The organism is Streptomyces sp. NPDC058274 (assembly GCF_042881375.1).
Lineage (GTDB): Bacteria > Actinomycetota > Actinomycetes > Streptomycetales > Streptomycetaceae > Streptomyces.
On record NZ_JBHVXW010000004.1, the window covers coordinates 237,786 to 258,723 of the forward strand.

Sequence of the window (20,938 nt, forward strand, 5' to 3'; positions counted from 1 at the left end):
GATTTTGCTCATCAAATGTTTAATGCTTTTGTATACGGTTTTTACTATCCGGTGTATCTCCACATTCTCCATGTCTTTCGCCAGGGTGTCCTCGGCCGAGGACAGCCTGGCGATCGTCCGCGGCTGCGGAACCCGGAGCTCCTCGAACACCTCACGCATGAGGGCCTTGTTCCGGGAGGCGCGAATCGTGTCGACGTCGTTGTGATACAGCCCCAGTTCCCGCGCCAGGACGTCCGCCGCGATCACCGCGAACTCATTGCCCGCGGCCACCGCGTCGAACCGCCGCGCCCCGATCTGTGACAGCAGTTCCCCGGGCGAGTCCGACAGCGCCGGCACCCTGATCCACTCGTGGAGTGTGGTGACGTCGTCCCCGACCGTCGAACTCTCGATCGTCACGATCGTCAGCTGCCAGCCCTCACGGTCACAGACCTCGGCAACGCGTTCCAATGACCATTCGGCGACCGGGTGGAGGAGCAGGAAATGCATGTTCACGCACCTTTGGAGGCGTCAAGCGAGTCGAAGTACCGCTCGAATCCCACCATTTCCTTGCACCGCCGCACTACTTCGCGCTTGTAGTACTTCTCGTACAGGTCGGTTTCGTCCGTCGTGCAGTACGACGGCAGCAGTACGGTCCGTGGGCGGTCACTCGTGTTAGGGCCGCTGAAGTGGGGGGCCAGGGAATGGAACACCAGGACGTCACCGGCGTTCAGCGCGGGGACCTCGATGGTCGATGCGTCCAGCTGAGCCGGGTCGAAATCGCCTTCCGGATTGTCCGTGGGGCCGGGGAGCAGCTGCTGGTGGCTGCCGCGGTAGAACCCGATTCCGCCCGAGCGCTCGTCGCTGGGAAAGAGGTTGATGACCACCGTGCACAGGGTGTCCGGACCCTTGTCGAGCCACTTCCAGTACAGAAAGTCCTGATGGGCGGCGTAGCCCTGCACACCCGGCTGCTTCTGGATCAACTTGGCCTTGAGGAGCTTCGCGGGGCCGCCGAGGATGGTCGTGAGCGCGCCAAGCAGGGCCGGGTGTGTCGCGGCAGCGTTCAGCGGCGGCGAGATGTCGAGGACCGGGTCGAGACGGTCGAAGACGTACTCACCGTCGGGTCCGCGCCGGAACTCGGTGCGCAGGTTGAGGTCGTCGTTCAGCCCGTCGAGCGTCCAGAGGCGGTCGCATTCGCTCCGCAGGCCCTCGACTTCGTCCTCTCCGTACACGCCGGTCAGGACGGTGTAGCCGTCTTTCCAGTACTGTTCCGTCTTCTCCGCCAGATCCGTCGTCGCAAGCAACGCTGGACCTCCCCTTCTTGGTCGAAGATCTACCGTGCCGCAGCGCGTGCTGTGAACTCGGCCAGTTTTGAACGTAGTTGTGCCGCGGCCTCAAGCACGCGGCTCGGAGCCGTGCCCCCCTGGCTGTCGCGAGACGCGACCGAGGCATAGACGGTGATGTCCGGCCATTCGGAGAAGGCCAGCCGCTCGTCGACACCGCGACGCAGTTCCAGGGGCAGTTCACCGAGCGAGAGTCGGTGCTCCTTGGCCAGGCGCACCAGTTCGGTGACGAGGTGGTGCGCCTCGCGGAACGGGATCTTCCGCTCACGCGTCAACCAGTCCGCCAGATCGCCGGACGTGACGAAGCTGAGATCCGACGCGGCGCGCATCGCGTCCACGTTCGGCCGCATCAGGGTGGCGATGGAGATCGCCGCGTCCAGCGACAGCACCAATGTGTCCGCGGTGTCGAACAGCGGCTCCTTGTCCTCCTGCAGATCCCTGAAGTAGCTCAGCGGCAGCCCCTTGACCACCGTTTGCAGGGTGTGGAGGTTGCCCAGGACCCGGCCGCTCTTTCCGCGTATCAGCTCCGCCGCATCGGGATTGCGCTTGTGCGGCAGAGCCGCCGAGGAACTGACCAGTTCGTCGGGCAGCGAGATCAGGCCGACGGGCTGCGAGGACCAGAAGACGATCTCCGCGCCGAAGCGGGAGAGGCCGAGAGCCAGGGACGCACCGGCAGTCAGGAAGTCGAGCGCGAAGCCACGGTCCCCGACACTCTCCAGCGAGTTCGCGGTCGGCCGGGCGAATCCGAGACTCCGCGCCACGGACTCCCGGTCGATCGGGAATCCGGTGCCTGCAAGCGCAGCGGAGCCCATGGGGGACTCGTCCTGCAGGGCCAGTACGAAGCGCAGCCGCTCGGCGTCGCGCAGGAACGTCTCCGCGTAGGCGAGGCAGACATGACCGAACGTCACCGGTTGCGCGATCTGCAGATGAGAGAAACCGGGCATCACCGTCGCGCTGTGCTGCTTGGCCTGCGTGGCCAGCGCCTCTGCCAGCGCCAGGACCTTCCCGGTCAACACGCCCACCTGATCGCGGGTCCAGAGCCGGAGCGCGGTCACGGCGAGATCGTTGCGGGCGCGCGCGGTCCCGAGCCAGCCCGCGTCGGCCCCGATCTGCGTCTCCAGGTACTGCTCTATCGCGGTGTGTACGTCCTCGGCAGCCGGATCGAGCGGGTCGGCTCCCGTCTCGATCTGCTCCTTGAGCAGGTCCAGACCGCGGTGCAGCCCGGCCGCGGCATCCGCCGGAACGATCCCCTGCTTGTGCAGCATCGTGACGTGCGCCTGCGAGGCGGCGATGTCGTACGGCGCGAGCCGGCGGTCGTAGTGTGCGCTCGTACCGATCGCGTCCATCCGCCGGGCGGCCAGGGACCGCTCGTCGGCGCTCATGACAGGCTCCGGGAGGCCGGAAGTGCCGCGATCTCGTCCAGGTGGCGGTCGAACGCCTCGGTCGTTCCGGCGTTCGCGGCGGCCACCAGGTCCGCCCAGTCGGGCCGCAGGCAGTACAGCAGCAGGGCCCGGGCGATGTGCAGCCGGGCGACGGCCTCGTCGTAGATCACCGACTGCGGTCCGTCGATGACCTCGGGCACGACCTCGTCGCCCCGGTAGGCGGGAAGGTTATGGAGGAAGACCGCGTCCGGGCGGGCCTGTGCCATGAGGGCGGGGGTGACGCGGTAGGGAGCCAGGACCTCACGGCGCAGCTCGGCCTCGTGGGCCTTGTTCATCGGGATCCACGCGTCGGCGACCACCACGTGAGCGTCCTTGACGGCGGCCTCCGCGTCGGTGGTGGCGGTGAATCCGGCCAGCTGCGCGGTCTGGTCCGTCGGCAGCGCGAACTTCTCCGGCGTCGCACAGGTGAAGTGTGCGCCGACCTTGGCGGCGGTCTGTGCGAGCGAGAGGGCGATGTTCGTCCCGTCGCCGACGAAGGCGATGTTGATCCCCCTCACGGCGCCGAACTGCCGCTTGATGGTGAGGAAGTCGCACAGGGCCTGCGTGGGGTGGTGCTCGTCGCACATGCCGTTGACGAAAGGAACCGGGGACAGCGCACAGATCTGTTCCTGGGTGGCGAAGTCGTAGATGCGGCTCAGCAGCACATCGTTGAATCCGCCCGCCACCTTCACGAAGTCGGGCAGGTGCTCGGTCTTCGCCGCGTGGCGTCCGACGCGGGCTTCCGCGCCGTTGTAGTGGATCGCCTGGCCGCCCAGGTCCCCTATGGCCCGTTCGAACGCGGTCCGAGTGCGCAGCGATGTCTCGTCGAAGATCATGCCCAGACATTTCCCGCGCAACAGGGCGGGAAGATGGCCGAAACGCCTGCGGTGCTTTTCCAGGAGATCGGCGACCTCAATGATGTCCAGCACATCGGATGCGGTGAGATCGTCGATCGTCAGCAACTGCTTGTGAGTCATGCACACATTTCTCTCGCCTGGGACGTGAATCCGTCCGGAGGGTGTCTACGCCGGTGCAGTACGCGCGAATTTCGGTCTACGACACACCCTTGCGCACGTGTCCCAACTGGCGCAGCCGCAGAGCGTTGATGCGGATGAACCCGGTCGCATCCCGCTGCTGGTATCCGCCGCCCTCCTCGAAGGTGACCAGATCCTGGCTGTAGAGGGAGTTCGGGCTCTTGCGGCCCTCGACGATGACGTTCCCCTTGTAGAGCTTGAGGCGTACGGTTCCGGTGACGCGCTCCTGGCTCTTGTCCACGAGAGCCTGGAGCATTTCCCGCTCAGGAGCGAACCAGTAACCGTTGTAGATGAGTTCCGCATAACGCGGCATCAACTCGTCCTTGAGATGGGCTTCCCCGCGGTCGAGCGTGATGGATTCGATGGCACGGTGTGCCTGCAGCCAGATGGTCCCGCCGGGAGTCTCGAACAGGCCACGGCACTTCATTCCGACGTACCGGGTGTCGACGATGTCGATCCTGCCGATGCCGTTCTCCGCACCGAGTTCGTTCAGACGGGCCAGCAGGGACACCGGGTCGAACGTCTCACCGTCGATCGCAACGGGGTCGCCCTTCGAGAACTCGATCTCGATGGTGGTCGGCCTGTCGGGGGCTTCTTCCGGCGACTTGGTCCGGACCCAGGCTTCGTCCTCTGGTGTGACCCAGGGGTCTTCGAGCTCTTTGCCCTCGCAGGAGATGTGCAGCATGTTCGAGTCGGCCGAGTAGGGGGCCCCACCGCGCTTGTCCTTGGCGACCGGGATGCTGTGCAGGTCAGCGAACTCGATCAGCTGAGCACGGCCGGCCATGTCCCATTCCCGCCAGGGCGCGATCACCTGGATGTCCGGTGCGAGGGCGTAGTAGGCCAGCTCGAAGCGCAGTTGGTCGTTGCCCTTGCCCGTCGCGCCGTGGGCGACGGCGTCGGCGCCCACCTGGCGCGCGATCTCGATCTGCCGCTTGGCCACCAGCGGTCTGGCTATGGGCGTCCCCATCAGGTAATTGCCCTCGTAAGCAGCGTTCGCGCGATACATCGGGAAGGCGTACTCGGACATCAGCTCGTGCCGAAGATCTTCGATGAAAATGTTCTCGGGCTTCACGCCCAGTGCCAAGGCTCGTTGCCTGGCGGCTTCCAGTTCCTCGCCTTGGCCGAGATCGGCGGTGAACGTGACGATTTCGGCGTCGTACTCGATCTGCAGCCACTTCAGAATGACTGATGTGTCGAGTCCCCCGGAAAAGGCCAGGACAATTTTGCGCGGCTTGGTCATTACCTGAAAGTCCCTCAGCTTCAAGTGGCAATGGGGCGTCGACAGTCCGTGCGCGCGTGAGCACAGCGTGGCTAGCTCTTTGGCTGTCACGCCGTCCTGTCAGCGGCTCGCTGGACGACCCCGTTCCGTGGCAACGTTCTCGTGGAACGACAGGTGAAGAGTGTCGTAGCTTCCGATTCCCCCTGCTCTGCCCCACTGTGTAGAGCATGCCTCCGGAGATCAGACTGGATGAATGATCGTGTAGCTAGCAAGAGATCCTGGGGGTCTTCTCAGGATGCGAGACCCTTACGGTCGGCCGATTGGTTTCAAATGGGTTTAACTGTAGGCAAGTTGAAGATCTCGACTCCGACATCCTGACTATTCGTCAGCCAGTCGCCCACGCGAGCGGCAAAGGGTCTGTGTCTCCACGGTGCGGCGGACACGAGAGAAGCATCGGCGGTGCCGTTCGCCGCCTCATAGAGGGGCCCACCGATGCTTCCCGATCCGATCAACCGCCCGGCTGCTCGCCGCCTTGGAATCGCTGCGCGGCCGTTTGTCCTGCCCTACCATCGCTGGGGCCGACCTCAAGGACATCCAGGAAATGCTCGGCCACTCCTCGATCACCATCACGGCCGACACGTACACGAGCCTGCTCCCCGAGGCCGACCTGGCGATCGCCGAGGCCGCATCCAGGCTCGTCCCGCGCGCCCGCGCCACCTCCGAAAACACCGCCCCCGAAGCGGAGGCCGAGCCCGACGACGCGGAGCATCCCGGCCCGGAGCCCGTGCCGGATGATGCTGATCCGTCGGGAGAAAATCCGGAGGTCAACTCTCCGTCCGCTCACACACCGCTCACGCAAACGGCCCCGGACGAGACGTCCGAGGCCGAGTAGAAGCCCACCCTGGGGGAGAAATCCCAGGTCAGAGTGGTGACGCGTCGTGCCCCCGGCGGGGCACCAGACAGATGGGAACCATTACGGGTCGTGGTCCCTGGGGTCACGGATCGCCATCGAGTCCACTCTGTGCCTATGAATCGGCTCGGCCGTCGGCCGCAGGTTCGAGTCTTGGGTCTGAGTAGCACTCTGCCCGGGGCGCCGTCGTCTCCGAACGCGACTTGTTCATTCGTCGTCTGCGTCGTCCTCGTCGTCCGGGGAGGGGTCCCGTACGAAGGACAGATCGAGGACGTAGCGTTCGTCGACGGGACACCGGTTCCATGCTTGCCGGATCTGTTCGGGTGGCCAGTCGTCGTCGATATTGCTGAGGGTTTCGTCGTAGTAGGCGGAGGCCGCTGCGCGCCCGGCCCACCACGCGTATCCCTCGTACACGCCCGGGCGGGGCAAGGTCATCTCGCCGGCCGGGCCCAGGGTTAGCTGACCGAAGACCAGGGTGCCGGTCGCGGACTCGATGTTGACCGGGACGTGGCCCTCGGCGTCGGCGGGAGGCTTGGGGGGCGTGTCCCAGACGCGGACGGTGATTCGTACGTCGATGTCGGGCTGGAGACTGAGGAGGTACAGGTGGTAGCCATTGCCCGCCACCACCTGTACCTCCGCGGCGTCCATGGCTTCTTCGTCGCCCAGGTAGGCGTCGGCGTCGTAGACCTCGACGAGCCGGCGGTCGGGGCTTGCGGTGACGCTGAATTCGGCGAAGAGCGCCATGGGATGCCTTTCTGTCGGATCGTCCGTCAGTCGGTGATCTTCACGTAGAAGGCGTCGCCGTCCAGGACGCGGTTGGTGGTGTACATCGCGTCGAGCCGGTTGCCGCCGTTGCGGTTGTCCGTGCCGCTGATCAGGCGGACGGAGTAGCGGTTGTCGCCCTTGTTCGACCCTTCCTTGGTGCTGGCGAAGGGGTACTCGTCGCACTCCAACCCGCTGCCCGAATAGTCACCCCACACCTTCTTACACTCCTTGATGGACTTGGTGCGGTTGGCCTGCTGTTTGTCCTTGTCGATCAGCCGGTGAAGCGGGCCCTTCTCGCCGGGGACGGTCTTGCCCTGGAAGGACGGGAACGTGCGCTCCGGGCGCTTCAGCGCGTCGTAGATGTGCAGGGCGCTCTCCTTGACGGCGGAGTCCATGCGGCTCATCACGAGCTGTACGCGGGCCCCGGTGAGGACGGTGCCCAGGAACTTGCCTGCCACGGGGCCGGCGTAGTCGAAGCGGACGGCCGAGTGGTAGGCGTCGACCTCCTGGTACGGGGAGACAGTGGGCGAGGAGACGGTGAGGTCCAGGAAGACCGTCGCGGCGACCTTCTGCTGGTTGCCGTTGTTGTACTGGGCTCCCAGGTCGGGGGAGGTGTACGTGAGCGTCCACGTGGGCTTCGTGTCCCAGACACCGAGGAGTTCGTCCCGCGAGACCGTGTCCGGGGCGGTCACCTGCGGGTTGGGGTCGCTGGAGCTGGCGTTGACGCTGTGCCGGAAGAACTGGCCCACGCTCCACTTGGTGGCGTCCTCGGTGCCGACGGTCTGCACGCGGATGTTCTCGACGCTGGCGACGTAGTCGACTCGGCGGCTGCCGTCGTAGGCGAAGCCCAGGGTCCACATATCGAACCAGAGGCGGCCGATGGCTTCGGTGCCGTTCTTGTCGCGAAGGACCAGGTCGTACGGCTTCTTCTGGCAGCTCTCGAAGCGGCTCTTGATCCAGCCGGTCTGGGTCTTCGCGGCTGTCGCCTGATTCGCGCACTGCTGGCGCAGGTCGGTCCGGTCGTCGGCGGGTGCGCGTCGGAGTGTGCGGTCGAGCGGTACGTGCTCGCCGTGCCGGCGCTGGTAGGTGGCAAGCCGAACGGGGCGGTTCAGCTTTTGGAGTTCGGACTTGGGGACGGCCGAGGCGTTGACGAATCGTGCGGCGGTGGTCCGTCGAGGGGTGTTCGTCCGGTCAGTAGCCGCGGTGGCCGCGGTCGTGGTCAAGAGGGTCACGGCGCAGGCGGCTGCCGCCAGGCGGGCCCAACGGACCAGTCGTATTCGATGGTTCAGGTGCTGCATGTGGACGTGCTCCCTGTGAAGCGATGCGAAGTGGGGTGGCCTGGAAGGGGCGTTGGCTCGGGATGGCCCGTGACGGCCTTGGCCGACGGGGAGTTCCTGACCGTCTCCGGTCAGGAACGGCACATCCCGCCCCAGCACGCTTCGAGGAGCTGGCCGGTCTGGGCGGAGTAGATGGCGGTGAAGCCGCGGTAACGCCGGTGCTCCTCGTGCCCCAGCCCCGCTGTCATCTGCCGGGACGTGACGGTCCACGTCGTCTCCGCCTGCGCCGCGGTGCTCAGGGAGTGCTCACCGTCGGCGGACGACTGGGTCAGGCTGATCTGCCGCGGGTCGACGGCGAAGGAGCGTGCCGCGCGCTCGCGGAGGGATGCCGCGCTGGGGGAATCACCTGAGTCACCCGTCCCGGCTGCGGCGCGGGTGGTCATGGCCTGCGGACGAGCGTGCACTGCGACGGCGTTGCACACGCGGATGGTTCGCACACACTCCGACAGGCCCGGAACCGTCCGGAGGCAGCTGTCGGGGTCCTGGTCCAGGCAGGCGGACAGGGCGTTCTGGTCGACGCCGTTGAAGGTGGTCGGCACATCATCGGACTCCCGCAGGGAGGCCCACGACGAAGGCGCGGTCGTGGCCCGTGCCGCGGTGGTAGAGGCCGCCGCGGGTTTGCGCGGCTTGCTCACCGTCCACTGCGTGAAGTTGGTGTTGTCCGTCAGCTTGCTCTTGAAGCAGTACGGCGGCTTCTTCGTGCTGCTGCACGTGGCCAGGGAGAGGACCTTGGCGACGTTCTTGGTGGCGACCTGGTGCCAGGACTTGTTGCCGTCCATGAACTGCATGCGGCTGGAGATGTCCGGGACGTTCGTGTACTGCGGGCCGGTCACCTCAAGGCCGACGTCGATGCGGTTCGTGTTGCCCCCGACGACCTTGAGCTGGTCGGTGGTGCTGCCCACCGTGTTGAAGTCGTACAACACGTCCCACTGATTGCCGCTGGCCTTGCGGACCAGCATGTAGGTGTGGTTCCGCTTGTCCTGCTTGGTCGGGTTGACTCCGGCGGTGATGGCCTTGGTGCGTCCGCCGTTCGCGCCGAGCTCGGTCCAGCGGGGCCCGTACGTCATGGTGGTCTTGCCGGTCTTCTCGGCGTATAGGCCGATCTCGATGTTCCGGCCGAACTCGCTGCTGGACGTATTGGGCGTGAGGCGCAGATAGTTCGACGTCTGCACGGTCGCGCTGGTGCTGACCTGGTCGTAGGTGATCGGTACGTTTCGCCAGGTGGCGAAGCCGCCGATCATGGGTTCGCCCGGGCGGGCGCACGTCATGGCCCAGAACGTGATCTGGGCGCTGTACATGGTGTTGCAGGCGGTCTTCGGAGCCGCCGCCTGCGCCGGTGCCGCGCCGGTGAGCGGAAGGGCTATGCCCACGCCGACGGCGGATATGAAGGCCGCAAGTCTCGTACGTATGCGCAACGTTGTTCCCCCTGCGCGTGAAAGTGGTGGTCGCAGGCAACGTATCGAGCAGATGATCTAACAGTCTGCTCATAGGATCATGTCGCGTCGATCATGACGCGTGACAACCATCACGTGTAGCGGGTGCAGATGGTCGCGGGACCGTGCGGGTTCGATCACCTGCCGCCGATTGCCGACCAGACGGCGACCGTCAAGGCGGCGAGCCCCGTGAGTGCGCTGATGGTAGGGAGCGGCCAGCGGGTTCGCTCCAAGGCGGTTACACGGGCGTCGAGTTCGGCGATGGCCTTGTCGACCTGGTCGGATCGCTGGACCAGGAGCGCGAGTTGGCCGTCGATGCGCGCGAGCCCGACTTCGAGGGCGCGGCGGAGTTCGGCGAGCTCCAGGGCGATCTCTCTGTCGGGCATGGCGACTTCTTCGTAGGGGAGTCAGACGACGGGGGTGGAGGCCGGGTCGGTCTTGGCGGGGAGCCAGGAGGCTGTGCCGGTGCGGCCGAGGAGGGTGCCGACTGCTCCCTTCGCGACGGCGAGGCCGGCCGGGATCGCGGCGACGGCTGCCGACAGCACAGTGGACAGGTGGATGAGGGCGGTGGTGCCGGAGGCCAGGAGCAGTCCGAGGAACGCCTCGACGTACGCCGGTACGGTCCGTTCGGTGACGTCGGCGAAGAGCTTCCGGGCGCTGTTGTTGGGGGCCATGGGGTCACTCCAATGCTCGGCCACTCCTCGATCACCATCACGGCCGACACGTACACGAGCCTGCTCCCCGAAGCGGACCCGGCGATCGCCGAGGCCGCAGCCCGGCTCGTCCCGCGCGCCCGCGCGACCTCCGAAAACACCGCCTCCGAAGCGGCGACAGAGCCCGACGACGCGGAGCATCCCGGCCCGGAGCCCGTGCCGGATGATGCTGATCCGTTGGGAGGAATTTCGGAGATCAACTCTCCGTCCGCTCACGCACCGCTCACGCAAACGGCCCCGGACGAGGAGTCCGAGGCCGAGTAGGAGCCCTCCCTAGGGAAGAAACCCCAGGTCAGGGCGGTAATGCGTTGTGCCCCCGGCAGGATTCGAACCTGCGACACCCGCTTTAGGAGAGCGGTGCTCTATCCCCTGAGCTACGAAGGCGGGCGGATCTCGGTGAGACCCGGCGACCAGCCTAGCGGATGTGGGGGCGCGGTCGGAAAGGTTCCGGTTCTCGCAGGTCAAGGCCCAGGGAGGGGTAGGGAGGGGCGGCGGGGTCACACAAGGGGGACTCGGCTGAAGCGGCCTGCCACGTGTAGGTCCGACTCGATGCGGGTCGCGGCGGTGTGGAGTTCCGGGAGGACCTCCTCGACGCACTGCTCGGGGGTGCGGCGGCTGCTGTGCATGGCGACGTTCACCGCGGCGACGACCCGGCCGGTACGGTCCCGTACCGGTACGGCGATGGAGCGCAGGCCCTGCTCCAACTCCTCGTCGACCAGGGCGTATCCCTCGTCCCGTACGTGGTGCAGGGTGGCTCTCAGCCGTGCGGGGTCCGTGATCGTACGAGGGGTCAGCGGGGTCAGGTCGGGGAGCGTGGGGTCGGGGAGGTCGGCCAGCATGACCCGGCCCAGGGAGGTCGCGTACGCGGGGAGCCGGGTGCCGACCGTGACGTTGACGCTCATCACGCGCCGCGCGGCGACCCGGGCGGTGTACTGGATGTCGTCGCCGGCCAGGACCGCGAGCGAGGCCGAGTCCTGGAGCCGCTGCGAGAGCGCCGTGAGGTACGGGTGTGCGATCTGGGGGAGTGACAGCCGGGACAGAGGCGGGAAGCCGAGGCCCAGCACCCGCGGGGTCAGCCCGAAGACGCGGTCGTGGGACGTGACGTAGCCGAGGTGCTCCAGGGTGATCAGGGCGCGGCGAGCCGTGGCCCGGGCGAGCCCGGTGGCCTGGGCGACCTCCGTGAGGGTCAGTTCCGCGCGGCCCTCGCCGAAGGCGGTGAACACCGTCAGACCGCGGGCCAGTGACTCGACGAACTCCCGGCCCAGTTCCTGCTTGGACGCGCCCGTCCACACGGCGAGGCCCGAGCGCGTGGTGGCGGGCCCGGTGGCCGGTGCCAGGGCCGACTCCCGGCCCAGCTCCTCCTCCATCGCGTGCACCGCCGCCCGCAGCCGTGGCAGCAGCGAGTCCCGCAGGTCCGCCCCGGTGTGCCGGCTCGTGTGGCTCACCACGCTCACGACACAGGCGATCCGGCCCGTGCCGGGGTCGCGCACCGGCACGGAGAGCGCCACCAGACCCGGCTCGATCAGCTGGTCGTCCAGTGACCAGCCGGCCTCCCGGGCCTCGGCCGTACGCCGCTCGAAGTCGTCTCCGACGGTTGCGGAAGGAACGGAAGGGGTGGAAGAGGCAGAAGGGGCAGAAAGGGACGCACTCCGGCCGGCCGCCGCCCGACCCGCCCCAGGGACACCCTGGCCCGCCGCCCCGCCCGCCGCGTCCGCGCCCCGCGCGTCATCGCCGTCATCGCCGTCGTCCTCGTCCGCGTCGTCGATCGGCCGGCTCCGCGCCGGCACCGCCGGGAAACCGCGGTCCTCGGGGTCGGCCGCCCGGCGGGTGCGCCAGCGGGTCCAGGCCTCGGCGTCCCACTCGGTGGCGAACAGCGGTCCCGGCGCGGTGCGTTCCGCGGGCAGCAGGTCACCGATGCGGAAGCTCAGGGACATCGCGCGGCGCCGGGTGGCCTGGTGGATGAACCTGATCCCGTCGAGGTCACCGACGGCCAGGGACACCGACTCGTCCAGTTCGTCGGCCAGCGCGTCGGCGTGGGCGTCGAGGAGCCGGGGGAGGCGCAGGGCGGCCAGATAGGCGTTGCCGAGTTCCATCAGACGCGGCGCGAGGAGGGCGTCCCGGCCGTCCAGACGTACGTATCCCATGCGCGCGAGCGTGGCCGTGATCCGGTCGACGGTTGACCGCGCGAGCCCGGTGGCCCGTTCGAGGCCGCTGAGGCTGGACATCCCGTCGGCCTCGGTGAGCCGCCGCAGTACGGCGATGCCGCGCATGAGGGGAGCGACGGCCTCGGCGGGTACGGCGGTGTCGGGTGCCGACGAGACGGGCGAGACGTTCGATGGCATGGGCTCTCCGTTGCGGATCTCTGGTGAGACACCGTAGTGCTTGCCCGCCACCTCAGCAGATCGACGGCGCCCGGTTGATCACTTCGGCCGGGCGGTTCGCTGCGTCGCGGAGCGGGCCCGGGTCACGCGGCCGGCGGTCGGCGCCCCCGGCTAACGGCGCCCGAGTCACCGCCGCGTCACCAACACCCGGTAGTCCCCCGCCAGATCCGCACCCGCGATCGTCACGCGGACGCCGGTCTTCGGGTCCTGGAAGGACTCGCCGGGGACGAAGGGCGCGTCGGAGAGTTCGGCGTGGACGTTGGGGCTTCGGGTGCAGCCGCCGCTGTCGCGCTGGGAGTCGTAGACAGTGATGGGGCCGTTGCCGGTGTCCACGTCGGCGTCGACCTTGTAGATGAGGATGCCGGGGCGGCAGACCGTCTCGTCGTTGCCGGCGCGCGTGCGCAGCTCCAGCGCGTATCCGGTCTTCGCGTCGAGGGGTACGAAGACGAGCTTGGCGCCGCCCTTGGTGGCCAGCGGGGTCAGGGTGTACTCGGTGGTGCCGGGGACGGCGGCGCAGCGGACCTGGGACGTGTCGAGCCAGCCGAGCTTCCACTTGTGCCAGCCGAGCAGGTCGTTGTCGGCCCCCCAGTCCTCGCTCATGATGTCCCAATGGCCGACCGCGCCGCCGCCGTCCTGGGTGTAGAGGTCGGGCAGGCCGAAGGTGTGGCCGTTCTCGTGCGGCAGGACCCGGTAGCCGGTGTCGGTGTAGGAGCCGGAACCGTCGTCCTGGCGGCTGTAGACGAAGGACGCGTTGGAGACCGGGACGCCGTCGGCGACCGGGGCCTCGGTGTTGCCGGCGAAGGTCACCGACAGGACGGTGTCGAGCGCTGAGGGGCCCGCGTTCGGGGTGACCAGTACGTTCAGGATGTCGTACGAGCGGAAGTCCACCGTCGGGTCGGCGGCGGCCACGATGTCCTGGACCAGATCGCGGTAGCCGGGGTCGAAGGGCGCGCCGCGTTCTATGCCGTACGCCTTGAAGGACTTGGGCATGCGCAGCCAGTGTCCGATGGGGGCCTCGGGGCGGTAGTCGAGGCGGCCGTACGAGCTGGTGCGGAACCACTCCCGGGTCTTGGGGAAGAACTCCGCGAGGCGGTCGAGTGCGCTGCCCTGTCCGGGTGCGTCGGAGAAGTCGACCATCAGATTGAGGGCGTGGACCGTGCCGGTGGAGCGGGCGTAGCCGGCCGGGGTCGGGATGCCCTCCGACATCTGCACCCCCATCGCGCCGTTGATCATGCAGGAGCCGAGCGCCGTGGAGCGGGCCAGTGCGATGGAACCCGCCGCGGTCGAGCCCGCCGTGAGGTGTCCGGTGCCGGCGGAGGTGCTGACCGCCAGCGTCAGAGCGGTCACCGTGGCGAGCGCGGCCACACGGCGCGGGCGTATCCGACGGCTGGTCGGCTGCATGCATGGGCCCTTCGCTCCCCGGCAGCCGCCGGTCTCCGGCTGCACCCTTTCGATCACCCTCGGTGGAGGGATGCGGGGGCGCTCGCTGGGGGAGACCGAACGTGGGTTTATCGCCCGAAGGCATGTGACGCAGGTCACATGCGGCTGGGGAAATAACCGGGGATCGTTTCCCCGTTTAGCCAGGTGTCCGAGCGAAACGGGGAAACGATCCCCGGATCGCCCGGGGGCCACCGGACCGCGACGGCACCACCGCCGCGCGCCGGAGCCCTCGGATCGTGACGGCACCACCCGGCGCTTCGGAGTCCCGGAGCCAGGGGGCGCCCGGAGCGACGGAACCCAGCAGGACCCGGACAGCACTGCGTGAGCCCAGCAGGATCCGGACAGCACTACGTGAGCCCAGCAGGACCCGGACAGCACTACGTGAGGAGTACACCGTGGAGACCGCGACCCCCGTGCAGCGTCGAGCGCCCCGGCCGCGCGCCGATGCCCTGCGCAACCGGGAGCGGATCGTCGCCGCCGCGCGAGAGATGTTCGTCGAGTTCGGCGCCGAGGTGCCGTTCGACGAGATCGCCCGCCGGGCCGGCGTCGGCAACGCCACGGTGTACCGCAACTTCCCCGACCGCGACTCCCTGGCGCGGGAGGTCGTCTGCTCGGTCATGGACCGCACCTCGGAACAGATCGAGTCGGCGCTCGCCGTGGGCGGTGACCCGTTCGAGGCGTTGAGCCGCTTCGTGCACGCCGCTGCGGACGAGCGCATCGGCGCCCTGTGCCCGATGCTCTCCCAGGGCTTCGATCAGAACCATCCTGATCTGGTCGCCGCCCGGGAGCGCATCACGGAACTGGTCGAGGAACTGATGGGGCGCGCCCGCAAGGCCGGGCAACTGCGCCCCGACGTCGAGTTCGGCGACATGATGATCGCCCTCAGCCAACTCACCCGGCCGCTGCCCGGCACCGCGTGCCAGGGCATCGACCGCTTCGTGCACCGTCATGTGCAGCTGCTCCTGGACGGTATGCGGGCACCCGCCCGCTCCGAACTGCCCGGAGTGGCCGCGACCGTGGAGGACCTGCAACGAGCGTGAGCCCTCAGCCCGTCCCGTCCCGTACGGCAACCGACCCGAACCGCAGCACCGCAGACCAACAGCACCACAGTGACCCGTAGCGCAGCGCCGCTACCGACCCGATCACGGCACCGCGACCGATGAGTTCCGGCCCCGGCGCACGTCATCACCTCTGACGTCACCACCGACGACAGACTTCACGGCCGTCACCGAAGACGAGCCGTTCCGCTTCCCGGCCGTCACCGTCGACGAGCCGTCCCTGTTCACCGACGCGCATCACCTTCACGTTCACCTTCACGTTCACCGTCACCTTCTCCTTCACTTTCCAATTCTGCGAAGTCCCGAAGTGGGTACCCCCATGTCTGAAACAGTCCAGGCCACCGCCAAGGCGGCACCGCCCTCCGATGCACATGCCAACCGCTGGAAGGCGCTGACCTTCATCGCGCTCGCCCAGCTGATGGTCGTCCTCGACGCGACGATCGTGAACATCGCACTGCCCTCCGCCCAGCAGGACCTGGGGATATCGGACGGCAACCGCCAGTGGGTCATCACGGCCTACGCCCTCGCCTTCGGCGGGCTGCTGCTCTTCGGCGGCCGTATCGCCGACCTGTGGGGCCGAAAGCGCACCTTTGTCGCCGGTCTGATCGGCTTCGCCGGCGCGTCCGCCCTCGGCGGCGCGGCCACGAACGAGGCGATGATGCTCGGCGCCCGCGCCCTGCAGGGTGCGTTCGGCGCGCTGCTCGCGCCCGCCGCGCTCTCCCTGCTCGCCGTGATGTTCACCGAGCCGAAGGAGCGCGCCAAGGCGTTCGGCATCTACGGCGCGATCGCCGGTGGCGGCGGCGCCGTGGGCTTCATCCTCGGCGGTGTCCTCACCGAGTACCTCGACTGGCGCTGGACGTTCTTCGTGAACATCCCGTTCGCGATCATCGCCGCCACGGGCGCGTACTTCGTCATCCGTGAGCCGGCCGGTGGCCGCAACCGCTCGCCGCTCGACATCCCCGGCGTCGTCCTCTCCGTCCTCGGTCTGGTCACGCTCGTCTACGCCTTCACCCGCGCCGAGTCCGACGGCTGGGGCGACTCCGTGACGCTCAGCCTCTTCGCCGCCTCGGTGGTACTGCTCGCCGGGTTCGTCTTCACCGAGACCCGGGTCAAGGCCCCGCTGCTGCCGCTCCGCGTCATCACCGAGCGCAACCGCGGCGGCGTCTACCTCTCGCTCGGCCTCGCGATCATCGCGATGTTCGGCCTGTTCCTCTTCCTGACCTACTACCTGCAGATCGTGAAGGGCTACTCGCCGGTGAAGACCGGCTTCGCCTTCCTGCCGATGATCGGCGGCATGATGGTGGGCTCCACGCAGATCGGCACGCGCCTGATGACCCGGGTCGCACCGCGTCTGCTGATGGGCCCGGGCTTCCTGGTCGCCGCGCTCGGCATGCTGTTCCTGACCCAGCTGGAGATCGGCTCCTCGTACTCCTCGACGATCCTGCCGGGGATGGTGCTGCTCGGTCTCGGCATGGGTACGGCGTTCATGCCCGCCATGTCCCTGGCCACGTTCGGCATCGAGCCGCGTGACGCGGGTGTCGCCTCCGCGATGGTCAACACCTCGCAGCAGGTGGGCGGCGCGATCGGCACGGCGCTGCTGAACACGATCGCCGCCTCGGCGACCACCTCGTACATCAAGGACCACATCGCCGGTGCCGCCTCCAAGCCCCAGCAGCAGCTGGTCCAGCTGCAGGGCCAGGTGCACGGTTACACCAACGCGATCTGGTTCGCCGTCGGCATCCTCGTGCTCGCCGCCGCGGTCGCCGTGACCCTCATCAACACCGGACGCCCGGACGTCTCCGCGGTCTCCGGCGAGGGTGCGGACATCGAGGACGAGCTCAAGGTGCCGGTGGTCGCCCACTGACACCACGTACCCCTGGCACGTCAGGTTCTTCGGGTACTTCTCCGGGCACTTCGCGTACGGGCGGGGGGTGGGGACGCCTCGCCCGTACGACTCCCAGGGTCCGCCCCGGCTCCGAGCTCAACGGAGCCGGGGCGGACCTGCGTCCGGGGGCGTTGTGACCTACAGGGGTACGAGGCGGCGAGCTCCGGCCGGCCCACGGGCCCCGGGAGTCGGGGCTTGGGTCGGCGACTTCCTGCCGGCCCATGGACCAAGGGAGTTGGGCCTCGTGTCGCTTCCTAGCGCTTCCTACCGCAGCCAGGGCAGGTCCGCGCCCGCGTCCTTCGGCTGGAGCCCCTCCGCGACGATCCGCACCGCTTCGCCGAGCGCCTTCAGCTGGTCCGGGTCGAGCCGGTCGAAGAGGGCCTGGCGTACGGCCGCCACATGGCCCGGGGCGGTCCGCCGCAGCACCTCGTAGCCCTCGTCGGTCAGCACCGCGAACTGGCCTCGCTTGTCGGAGGGGCAGTCCTCGCGCCGCACCCAGCCGTTCTTCTCCAGCCGTGCGATCGCGTGGGAGAGGCGGGAGCGGGTGATCTTCGCCTTCATGGCCAGTTCGGTCATCCGCAGCCGTCTGCGCGGGGCCTCTTCGAGCTGCACGAGCAGCCCGTAGTACATGTGCGGCATGCCCGCGTCACGCTGCAGCTGGCGGTCGAGGTGGTCCTCGAGGAGGGTGGAGGCTGCCATGTACGCACGCCAGATGCGCTGTTCCTCGTCATTGAGCCAGCGCGGCTCTTCAGCGGATGCCGTGTTCATGTACCCCACTGTACGAGGTCCCTCCTTGAAACTTAAACAACCAAGGGGTATGGTTTGCGTTGTAGCTTGAGACTTCAACTATTTGGTCGGTGCGGGCGCGAACGCCGCCGTACGAGCCGTACGAGCACGAGACCGCCGTACGAGCGTGCGGGTACCCGTACGACCATGGAGTCGGGGAGACCGGGCGCGGTCGAGTGCCGGGTGTCCCCGAACGCCCGGAGGGAGCCGCCGTCATGTCCGCCGCCACCGAGGAGCGTGCCGTGCCCGAGCGCATGCCCGCCCTCTATCTGAGTCATGGTGCCCCGCCGCTGGCCGACGACCCGGTCTGGCCCGGCCAGCTGGCCGCCTGGTCCGCCGATCTGCCGCGCCCCAAGGCGATCCTCATGGTCTCCGCCCACTGGGAGGAGGCCCCGCTCGCGCTCGGTGCGGTGGAGACGGTGCCCCTGGTCTACGACTTCTGGGGCTTCCCCGAGCACTACTACCAGGTCCGGTACGCCGCCCCCGGAGCACCGGAACTCGCCGAGTCCGTACGCAAGTTGCTGCGCACCCCTGGCAGGCCGGTGCAGGACGTCCCGGACCGCGGCCTCGACCACGGCGCCTACGTCCCGCTGGTGGAGATGTTCCCCGCGGCCGACATCCCGGTCCTGCAGATCTCCCTGCCGACGCTGGACCCGGCCGAGCTGATGGACATCGGCCGCAAGCTCGCGCCCCTGCGCGACGAGGGCGTGCTGATCGTCGGCTCCGGGTTCTTCACGCACAACCTGCGCGCACTCAGCCAGGAGGGCCGGATCGCCTCGGTGATGGCCGAATTCGACGACTGGGGGCGACGGGCCCTGGACTCGCAAGACCTGGACGCCCTGCTCGACTTCGAGAACAAGGCGCCGGGGGGCCGCCTCGCCCACCCGCGCACCGAGCACTTCGCACCCCTCTTCGTCACCCTGGGGGCGGGCCACGAGGAGCTCTCCGCGCAGCGCACGGTGATCGACGGCTTCTGGCTGGGAATGGCGAAGCGGTCGCTGCAGATCGGTTGAGGCGGGGGCGGTTGATGGGCGGTCGGTTGCTGCGGGGGCGGTTGATGGGCCGGCCCCTTTCCGGGTTCACAGCTCCTTCTCGTACCAGGCCACATCCCAATAGCGGCCGAACTTCCGGCCCACCTGCCGGTACGTCCCCACGTGCCGGAACCCGAAGCGTTCGTGCAGTCGCGCGGACGCTTCGTTCGGCTGGGCGATGCCGGCGTAGGCGCGATGCAGGTCCTCGCCGGCGAGCGCCTCGAAGAGGGCCTTGTAGAGCAGGGTGCCGATCCCGCGGCCGCCCGCGTCCGGGGCGAGGTAGATGGTCACCTCCACGGAGGTGGCGTACGCGGGCTTGGGGCGGAACGCGCTGGATGTGGCGTACCCCAGAATCCGCTGTGAGTCCGTGTCGGTGGCAACCATCAGGCGGTGCGGGCCGTCTTCTGGGTGGGAGAGCAGCCAGGGCAGACGCTCTTCCGGCGAGAAGGCAGCCGTGTCGAATGTGATGGGCGTCTCACGTACGTAGTGGTTGTAGAGGTCCGTGAGGGCTCCGAGGTCACCCTCGACTCCTGGCCTGACCTGCACCTCTGTACGTTCCGACGACATCCTGTCTCCCTTTGTGGCGGCACAGGGTACTGCATGATCAGAAAAATCGAGGCGCCCCATGGGAATTCTGTCCGGATTCCAGTCGTTGTTTCCTTCGGATGCCGGGCACCCGGGAGGGTGAGGCCCCCAGCTTCCAGGACCACCTGCCAGCCACCATCGCAAGGGAGCACGCATGGCAACCCGTGCCGTCGCCCGTCGTAAGTCCGCCGCCGCCGGCGAGACCGACGCGGCGCGCAGTGTTCGCGCCGTAGGCGGCGAGATCGCCGATCGCGACCTGGTCGGCATGTATCTCGACGAGATCGCGCGTACACCGCTGCTCGACGCCGCCAAGGAAGTCGAGCTGTCCCAGATCATCGAGGCGGGTGTGTTCGCGCAGCAGATCATCGACGGCGAGGTCGACGACGCCAAGGCGGACGCGACCCGCGAGGAGCTCGAGGCGCTGGTCGCCGAGAGCGAGCGGGCCAAGGACGTCTTCATCCGGTCGAATCTCCGGCTGGTCGTCGCCGTGGCCCGCCGTTATCCGCGCAGCGGCCTGCCCCTGCTTGACCTCATCCAGGAGGGCAACGCGGGCCTGGTGCGCGCCGTCGAGAAGTTCGACTACCGCAAGGGCTTCAAGTTCTCCACGTACGCCACGTGGTGGATCCGTCAGGCCATCACCCGTTCCATCGCCGACCAGTCCCGCACCATCCGCCTCCCCGTCCACCTGGTCGAGGAGCTGGGCCGCATCCGCCGAGTGCAGCGCGAGTTCAACCGCGAGCACGGACGCGACCCGGAGCCGACGGAGATCGCCGCGGAGCTGGGCTCCAACCCGGACCGCGTCATCGACGTCCTGGACTGGGCCCGCGACCCGGTCTCGCTGAACATGGCGGTCGACGACCAGGGCGAGACCCAGTTCGGCGACCTCCTCGAGGACACGTCGGCGGTGTCGCCCGAGCAGTCCGTCCTGACGCTGCTGCGCAGCGAGGAGCTGGACGACCTGATCGGCCGCCTCGACCAGCGCACGGCCTCCATCATCAAGATGCGGTACGGCATCGAGGACGGCCGGGAGCGCACGCTCACGGAGGTCGGCAAGGAGCACGGCCTCACGCGCGAGCGCATCCGCCAGATCGAGAAGCACGCCCTGATGGAGCTGAAGAAGCTGGCCCGCGACACCGGTTTCGACGCGGCGGCGTGACGGCGACTGCCGCCCCGGCGGACGCCGTCCCGGAGATGGCCTGGTAAGGCCGCTTCAAAACACCGGGCTCGGGGCACAAGACTTCAGGGTCCCGACTCGAGGGTCCTTGCTCGAGAGTCCCGACTTGAGGGTCCAGGCTCGAGGGTCCATGCTTCGGAGCCCGGGTGCGAGTCCTGATCACAGGCCTCGTCCCAGGCCCCGGACAGCGAGCCCGGCCCGGCCCCGATGGCGTGTGCCCCGCGCCCACAACCCCATAGCCGAGTTCCGACGCGTTCCCCCCCCAGCGTCGGGACTCTTCCCGAGCCGAGCTCCGGCGCCTCCCCCCCCTGGCGCCGGGGCTCGGTTCCATTTGCTTGGGGGCGCACGCGCTGTTCGGGGCGGGGTGGGTGCGCTTTCGGGCGCGGGCTGTGAATCCCCTCGTGTACGGGCTGCTTGCGCCCTGCTATGGGCGGGCGCACCTGCCCG

The 20,938-nt window shown here is 68.3% G+C and carries 21 protein-coding genes and 1 tRNA gene; 6 read left to right on the forward strand and 16 right to left on the reverse strand.

Annotated features, from left to right (window positions below):
• From ACFVYF_RS10930 to ACFVYF_RS10950, 5 genes are all read right to left on the reverse strand, one after another.
• Nucleotides 1–486 (reverse strand): hypothetical protein (locus ACFVYF_RS10930; RefSeq protein ID WP_389454132.1); only part of this gene is annotated, 486 nt, incomplete at its 3' end.
• 2 nt (nt 487–488) lie between these two features.
• Nucleotides 489–1,280 carry a phytanoyl-CoA dioxygenase family protein gene (locus ACFVYF_RS10935; RefSeq protein WP_389454135.1) on the reverse strand — a complete coding sequence of 264 codons (792 nt, stop codon included), beginning with the start codon at nt 1,278–1,280 and terminating at the stop codon, nt 489–491.
• 29 nt (nt 1,281–1,309) lie between these two features.
• The gene (gene argH / locus ACFVYF_RS10940; protein ID WP_389454139.1) at nt 1,310–2,701 is read right to left on the reverse strand and encodes an argininosuccinate lyase; all 1,392 of its coding nucleotides are present in this window, start codon (nt 2,699–2,701) and stop codon (nt 1,310–1,312) included.
• Nucleotides 2,698–3,717, reverse strand: coding sequence for an ornithine carbamoyltransferase (locus tag ACFVYF_RS10945; RefSeq protein WP_389454142.1), 1,020 nt, complete (start codon nt 3,715–3,717; stop codon nt 2,698–2,700). The genes argH and ACFVYF_RS10945 overlap by 4 nt, the downstream gene beginning before the upstream one ends.
• A 76-nt stretch (nt 3,718–3,793) precedes the next feature.
• Nucleotides 3,794–5,014 carry an argininosuccinate synthase gene (locus ACFVYF_RS10950; protein ID WP_389454145.1) on the reverse strand — a complete coding sequence of 407 codons (1,221 nt, stop codon included), beginning with the start codon at nt 5,012–5,014 and terminating at the stop codon, nt 3,794–3,796.
• 511 nt (nt 5,015–5,525) lie between these two features.
• Here ACFVYF_RS10950 and ACFVYF_RS10955 point away from each other — a divergent pair.
• Entirely contained in the window at nt 5,526–5,885 is a 360-nt protein-coding gene (locus ACFVYF_RS10955; RefSeq protein WP_389454148.1) for a hypothetical protein, read from the forward strand.
• 225 nt (nt 5,886–6,110) lie between these two features.
• Here ACFVYF_RS10955 and ACFVYF_RS10960 read toward each other — a convergent pair whose 3' ends face one another.
• From ACFVYF_RS10960 to ACFVYF_RS10980, 5 genes are all read right to left on the reverse strand, one after another.
• A complete protein-coding gene (locus tag ACFVYF_RS10960; protein WP_389454151.1) occupies nt 6,111–6,647 on the reverse strand; it encodes a hypothetical protein in 537 nt (178 codons plus the stop codon).
• 26 nt (nt 6,648–6,673) lie between these two features.
• A complete protein-coding gene (locus ACFVYF_RS10965) occupies nt 6,674–7,966 on the reverse strand; it encodes a NucA/NucB deoxyribonuclease domain-containing protein (RefSeq protein ID WP_389454153.1) in 1,293 nt (430 codons plus the stop codon).
• A gap of 110 nt (nt 7,967–8,076) precedes the next feature.
• Nucleotides 8,077–9,420, reverse strand: coding sequence for a hypothetical protein (locus tag ACFVYF_RS10970; protein WP_389454155.1), 1,344 nt, complete (start codon nt 9,418–9,420; stop codon nt 8,077–8,079).
• Nucleotides 9,421–9,575: 155 nt separating this feature from the next.
• On the reverse strand, nt 9,576–9,824 hold the full coding sequence (locus tag ACFVYF_RS10975) for a hypothetical protein (RefSeq protein WP_389454157.1): 249 nt from the start codon (nt 9,822–9,824) through the stop codon (nt 9,576–9,578).
• A gap of 21 nt (nt 9,825–9,845) precedes the next feature.
• On the reverse strand, nt 9,846–10,112 hold the full coding sequence (locus ACFVYF_RS10980; RefSeq protein ID WP_301973745.1) for a hypothetical protein: 267 nt from the start codon (nt 10,110–10,112) through the stop codon (nt 9,846–9,848).
• Between the two features lie 12 nt (nt 10,113–10,124).
• Between ACFVYF_RS10980 and ACFVYF_RS10985 the strand changes: the two genes are divergently transcribed.
• Nucleotides 10,125–10,415: a hypothetical protein gene (locus ACFVYF_RS10985; protein ID WP_389454160.1), complete on the forward strand. Its 291-nt coding sequence runs from the start codon at nt 10,125–10,127 to the stop codon at nt 10,413–10,415.
• Between the two features lie 47 nt (nt 10,416–10,462).
• Here ACFVYF_RS10985 and ACFVYF_RS10990 read toward each other — a convergent pair.
• The 3 genes from ACFVYF_RS10990 to ACFVYF_RS11000 all read right to left on the reverse strand — a co-directional run bounded on the left by ACFVYF_RS10990 (nt 10,463) and on the right by ACFVYF_RS11000 (nt 13,933).
• Nucleotides 10,463–10,535: transfer RNA gene (locus ACFVYF_RS10990), tRNA-Arg, on the reverse strand.
• Between the two features lie 113 nt (nt 10,536–10,648).
• On the reverse strand, nt 10,649–12,493 hold the full coding sequence (locus tag ACFVYF_RS10995) for an IclR family transcriptional regulator C-terminal domain-containing protein (RefSeq protein WP_389454163.1): 1,845 nt from the start codon (nt 12,491–12,493) through the stop codon (nt 10,649–10,651).
• Between the two features lie 165 nt (nt 12,494–12,658).
• Nucleotides 12,659–13,933 (reverse strand): M6 family metalloprotease domain-containing protein, encoded by a 1,275-nt coding sequence (locus ACFVYF_RS11000; protein ID WP_389454166.1) that lies wholly within the window; start codon nt 13,931–13,933, stop codon nt 12,659–12,661.
• A gap of 434 nt (nt 13,934–14,367) precedes the next feature.
• Between ACFVYF_RS11000 and ACFVYF_RS11005 the strand changes: the two genes are divergently transcribed.
• Entirely contained in the window at nt 14,368–15,012 is a 645-nt protein-coding gene (locus tag ACFVYF_RS11005; protein ID WP_389454169.1) for a TetR/AcrR family transcriptional regulator, read from the forward strand.
• A 157-nt stretch (nt 15,013–15,169) separates the two neighbouring features.
• Here ACFVYF_RS11005 and ACFVYF_RS11010 read toward each other — a convergent pair whose 3' ends face one another.
• Complete coding sequence (locus ACFVYF_RS11010) at nt 15,170–15,313, reverse strand: hypothetical protein (protein ID WP_389454171.1); 144 nt, start codon at nt 15,311–15,313, stop codon at nt 15,170–15,172.
• A gap of 36 nt (nt 15,314–15,349) precedes the next feature.
• On the opposite strand from ACFVYF_RS11010, the gene ACFVYF_RS11015 reads away from it, so the two are divergent.
• On the forward strand, nt 15,350–16,894 hold the full coding sequence (locus tag ACFVYF_RS11015; protein WP_389454174.1) for an MFS transporter: 1,545 nt from the start codon (nt 15,350–15,352) through the stop codon (nt 16,892–16,894).
• Between the two features lie 285 nt (nt 16,895–17,179).
• On the opposite strand, the gene ACFVYF_RS11020 is transcribed toward ACFVYF_RS11015, so the two are convergent.
• Nucleotides 17,180–17,683 carry a MarR family winged helix-turn-helix transcriptional regulator gene (locus ACFVYF_RS11020; protein ID WP_389454176.1) on the reverse strand — a complete coding sequence of 168 codons (504 nt, stop codon included), beginning with the start codon at nt 17,681–17,683 and terminating at the stop codon, nt 17,180–17,182.
• 233 nt (nt 17,684–17,916) lie between these two features.
• On the opposite strand from ACFVYF_RS11020, the gene ACFVYF_RS11025 reads away from it, so the two are divergent.
• Entirely contained in the window at nt 17,917–18,714 is a 798-nt protein-coding gene (locus ACFVYF_RS11025) for a dioxygenase (RefSeq protein ID WP_389454179.1), read from the forward strand.
• Between the two features lie 66 nt (nt 18,715–18,780).
• Here ACFVYF_RS11025 and ACFVYF_RS11030 read toward each other — a convergent pair whose 3' ends face one another.
• Nucleotides 18,781–19,299, reverse strand: coding sequence for a GNAT family N-acetyltransferase (locus ACFVYF_RS11030; RefSeq protein ID WP_389454182.1), 519 nt, complete (start codon nt 19,297–19,299; stop codon nt 18,781–18,783).
• Nucleotides 19,300–19,471: 172 nt separating this feature from the next.
• On the opposite strand from ACFVYF_RS11030, the gene ACFVYF_RS11035 reads away from it, so the two are divergent.
• Nucleotides 19,472–20,473 carry an RNA polymerase sigma factor RpoD/SigA gene (locus ACFVYF_RS11035; RefSeq protein ID WP_389454185.1) on the forward strand — a complete coding sequence of 334 codons (1,002 nt, stop codon included), beginning with the start codon at nt 19,472–19,474 and terminating at the stop codon, nt 20,471–20,473.
• Nucleotides 20,474–20,938 lie beyond the last annotated feature (465 nt).

Bases quoted from the DNA above. Each gene is read 5' to 3' on its own strand.
- argH (WP_389454139.1), bottom strand. From the start codon at position 2,701: ATGAGCGCCGACGAGCGGTCCCTGGCCGCCCGGCGGATGGACGCGATC.
- ACFVYF_RS10945 (WP_389454142.1), bottom strand. From the start codon at position 3,717: ATGACTCACAAGCAGTTGCTGACGATCGACGATCTCACCGCATCCGAT.
- ACFVYF_RS10950 (WP_389454145.1), bottom strand. From the start codon at position 5,014: ATGACCAAGCCGCGCAAAATTGTCCTGGCCTTTTCCGGGGGACTCGAC.
- ACFVYF_RS10960 (WP_389454151.1), bottom strand. From the start codon at position 6,647: ATGGCGCTCTTCGCCGAATTCAGCGTCACCGCAAGCCCCGACCGCCGG.
- ACFVYF_RS10965 (WP_389454153.1), bottom strand. From the start codon at position 7,966: ATGCAGCACCTGAACCATCGAATACGACTGGTCCGTTGGGCCCGCCTG.
- ACFVYF_RS10975 (WP_389454157.1), bottom strand. From the start codon at position 9,824: ATGCCCGACAGAGAGATCGCCCTGGAGCTCGCCGAACTCCGCCGCGCC.
- ACFVYF_RS10980 (WP_301973745.1), bottom strand. From the start codon at position 10,112: ATGGCCCCCAACAACAGCGCCCGGAAGCTCTTCGCCGACGTCACCGAA.
- ACFVYF_RS10985 (WP_389454160.1), top strand. From the start codon at position 10,125: ATGCTCGGCCACTCCTCGATCACCATCACGGCCGACACGTACACGAGC.
- ACFVYF_RS10995 (WP_389454163.1), bottom strand. From the start codon at position 12,493: ATGCCATCGAACGTCTCGCCCGTCTCGTCGGCACCCGACACCGCCGTA.
- ACFVYF_RS11000 (WP_389454166.1), bottom strand. From the start codon at position 13,933: ATGCAGCCGACCAGCCGTCGGATACGCCCGCGCCGTGTGGCCGCGCTC.
- ACFVYF_RS11015 (WP_389454174.1), top strand. From the start codon at position 15,350: ATGTCTGAAACAGTCCAGGCCACCGCCAAGGCGGCACCGCCCTCCGAT.
- ACFVYF_RS11020 (WP_389454176.1), bottom strand. From the start codon at position 17,683: ATGAACACGGCATCCGCTGAAGAGCCGCGCTGGCTCAATGACGAGGAA.
- ACFVYF_RS11025 (WP_389454179.1), top strand. From the start codon at position 17,917: ATGTCCGCCGCCACCGAGGAGCGTGCCGTGCCCGAGCGCATGCCCGCC.
- ACFVYF_RS11030 (WP_389454182.1), bottom strand. From the start codon at position 19,299: ATGTCGTCGGAACGTACAGAGGTGCAGGTCAGGCCAGGAGTCGAGGGT.
- ACFVYF_RS11035 (WP_389454185.1), top strand. From the start codon at position 19,472: ATGGCAACCCGTGCCGTCGCCCGTCGTAAGTCCGCCGCCGCCGGCGAG.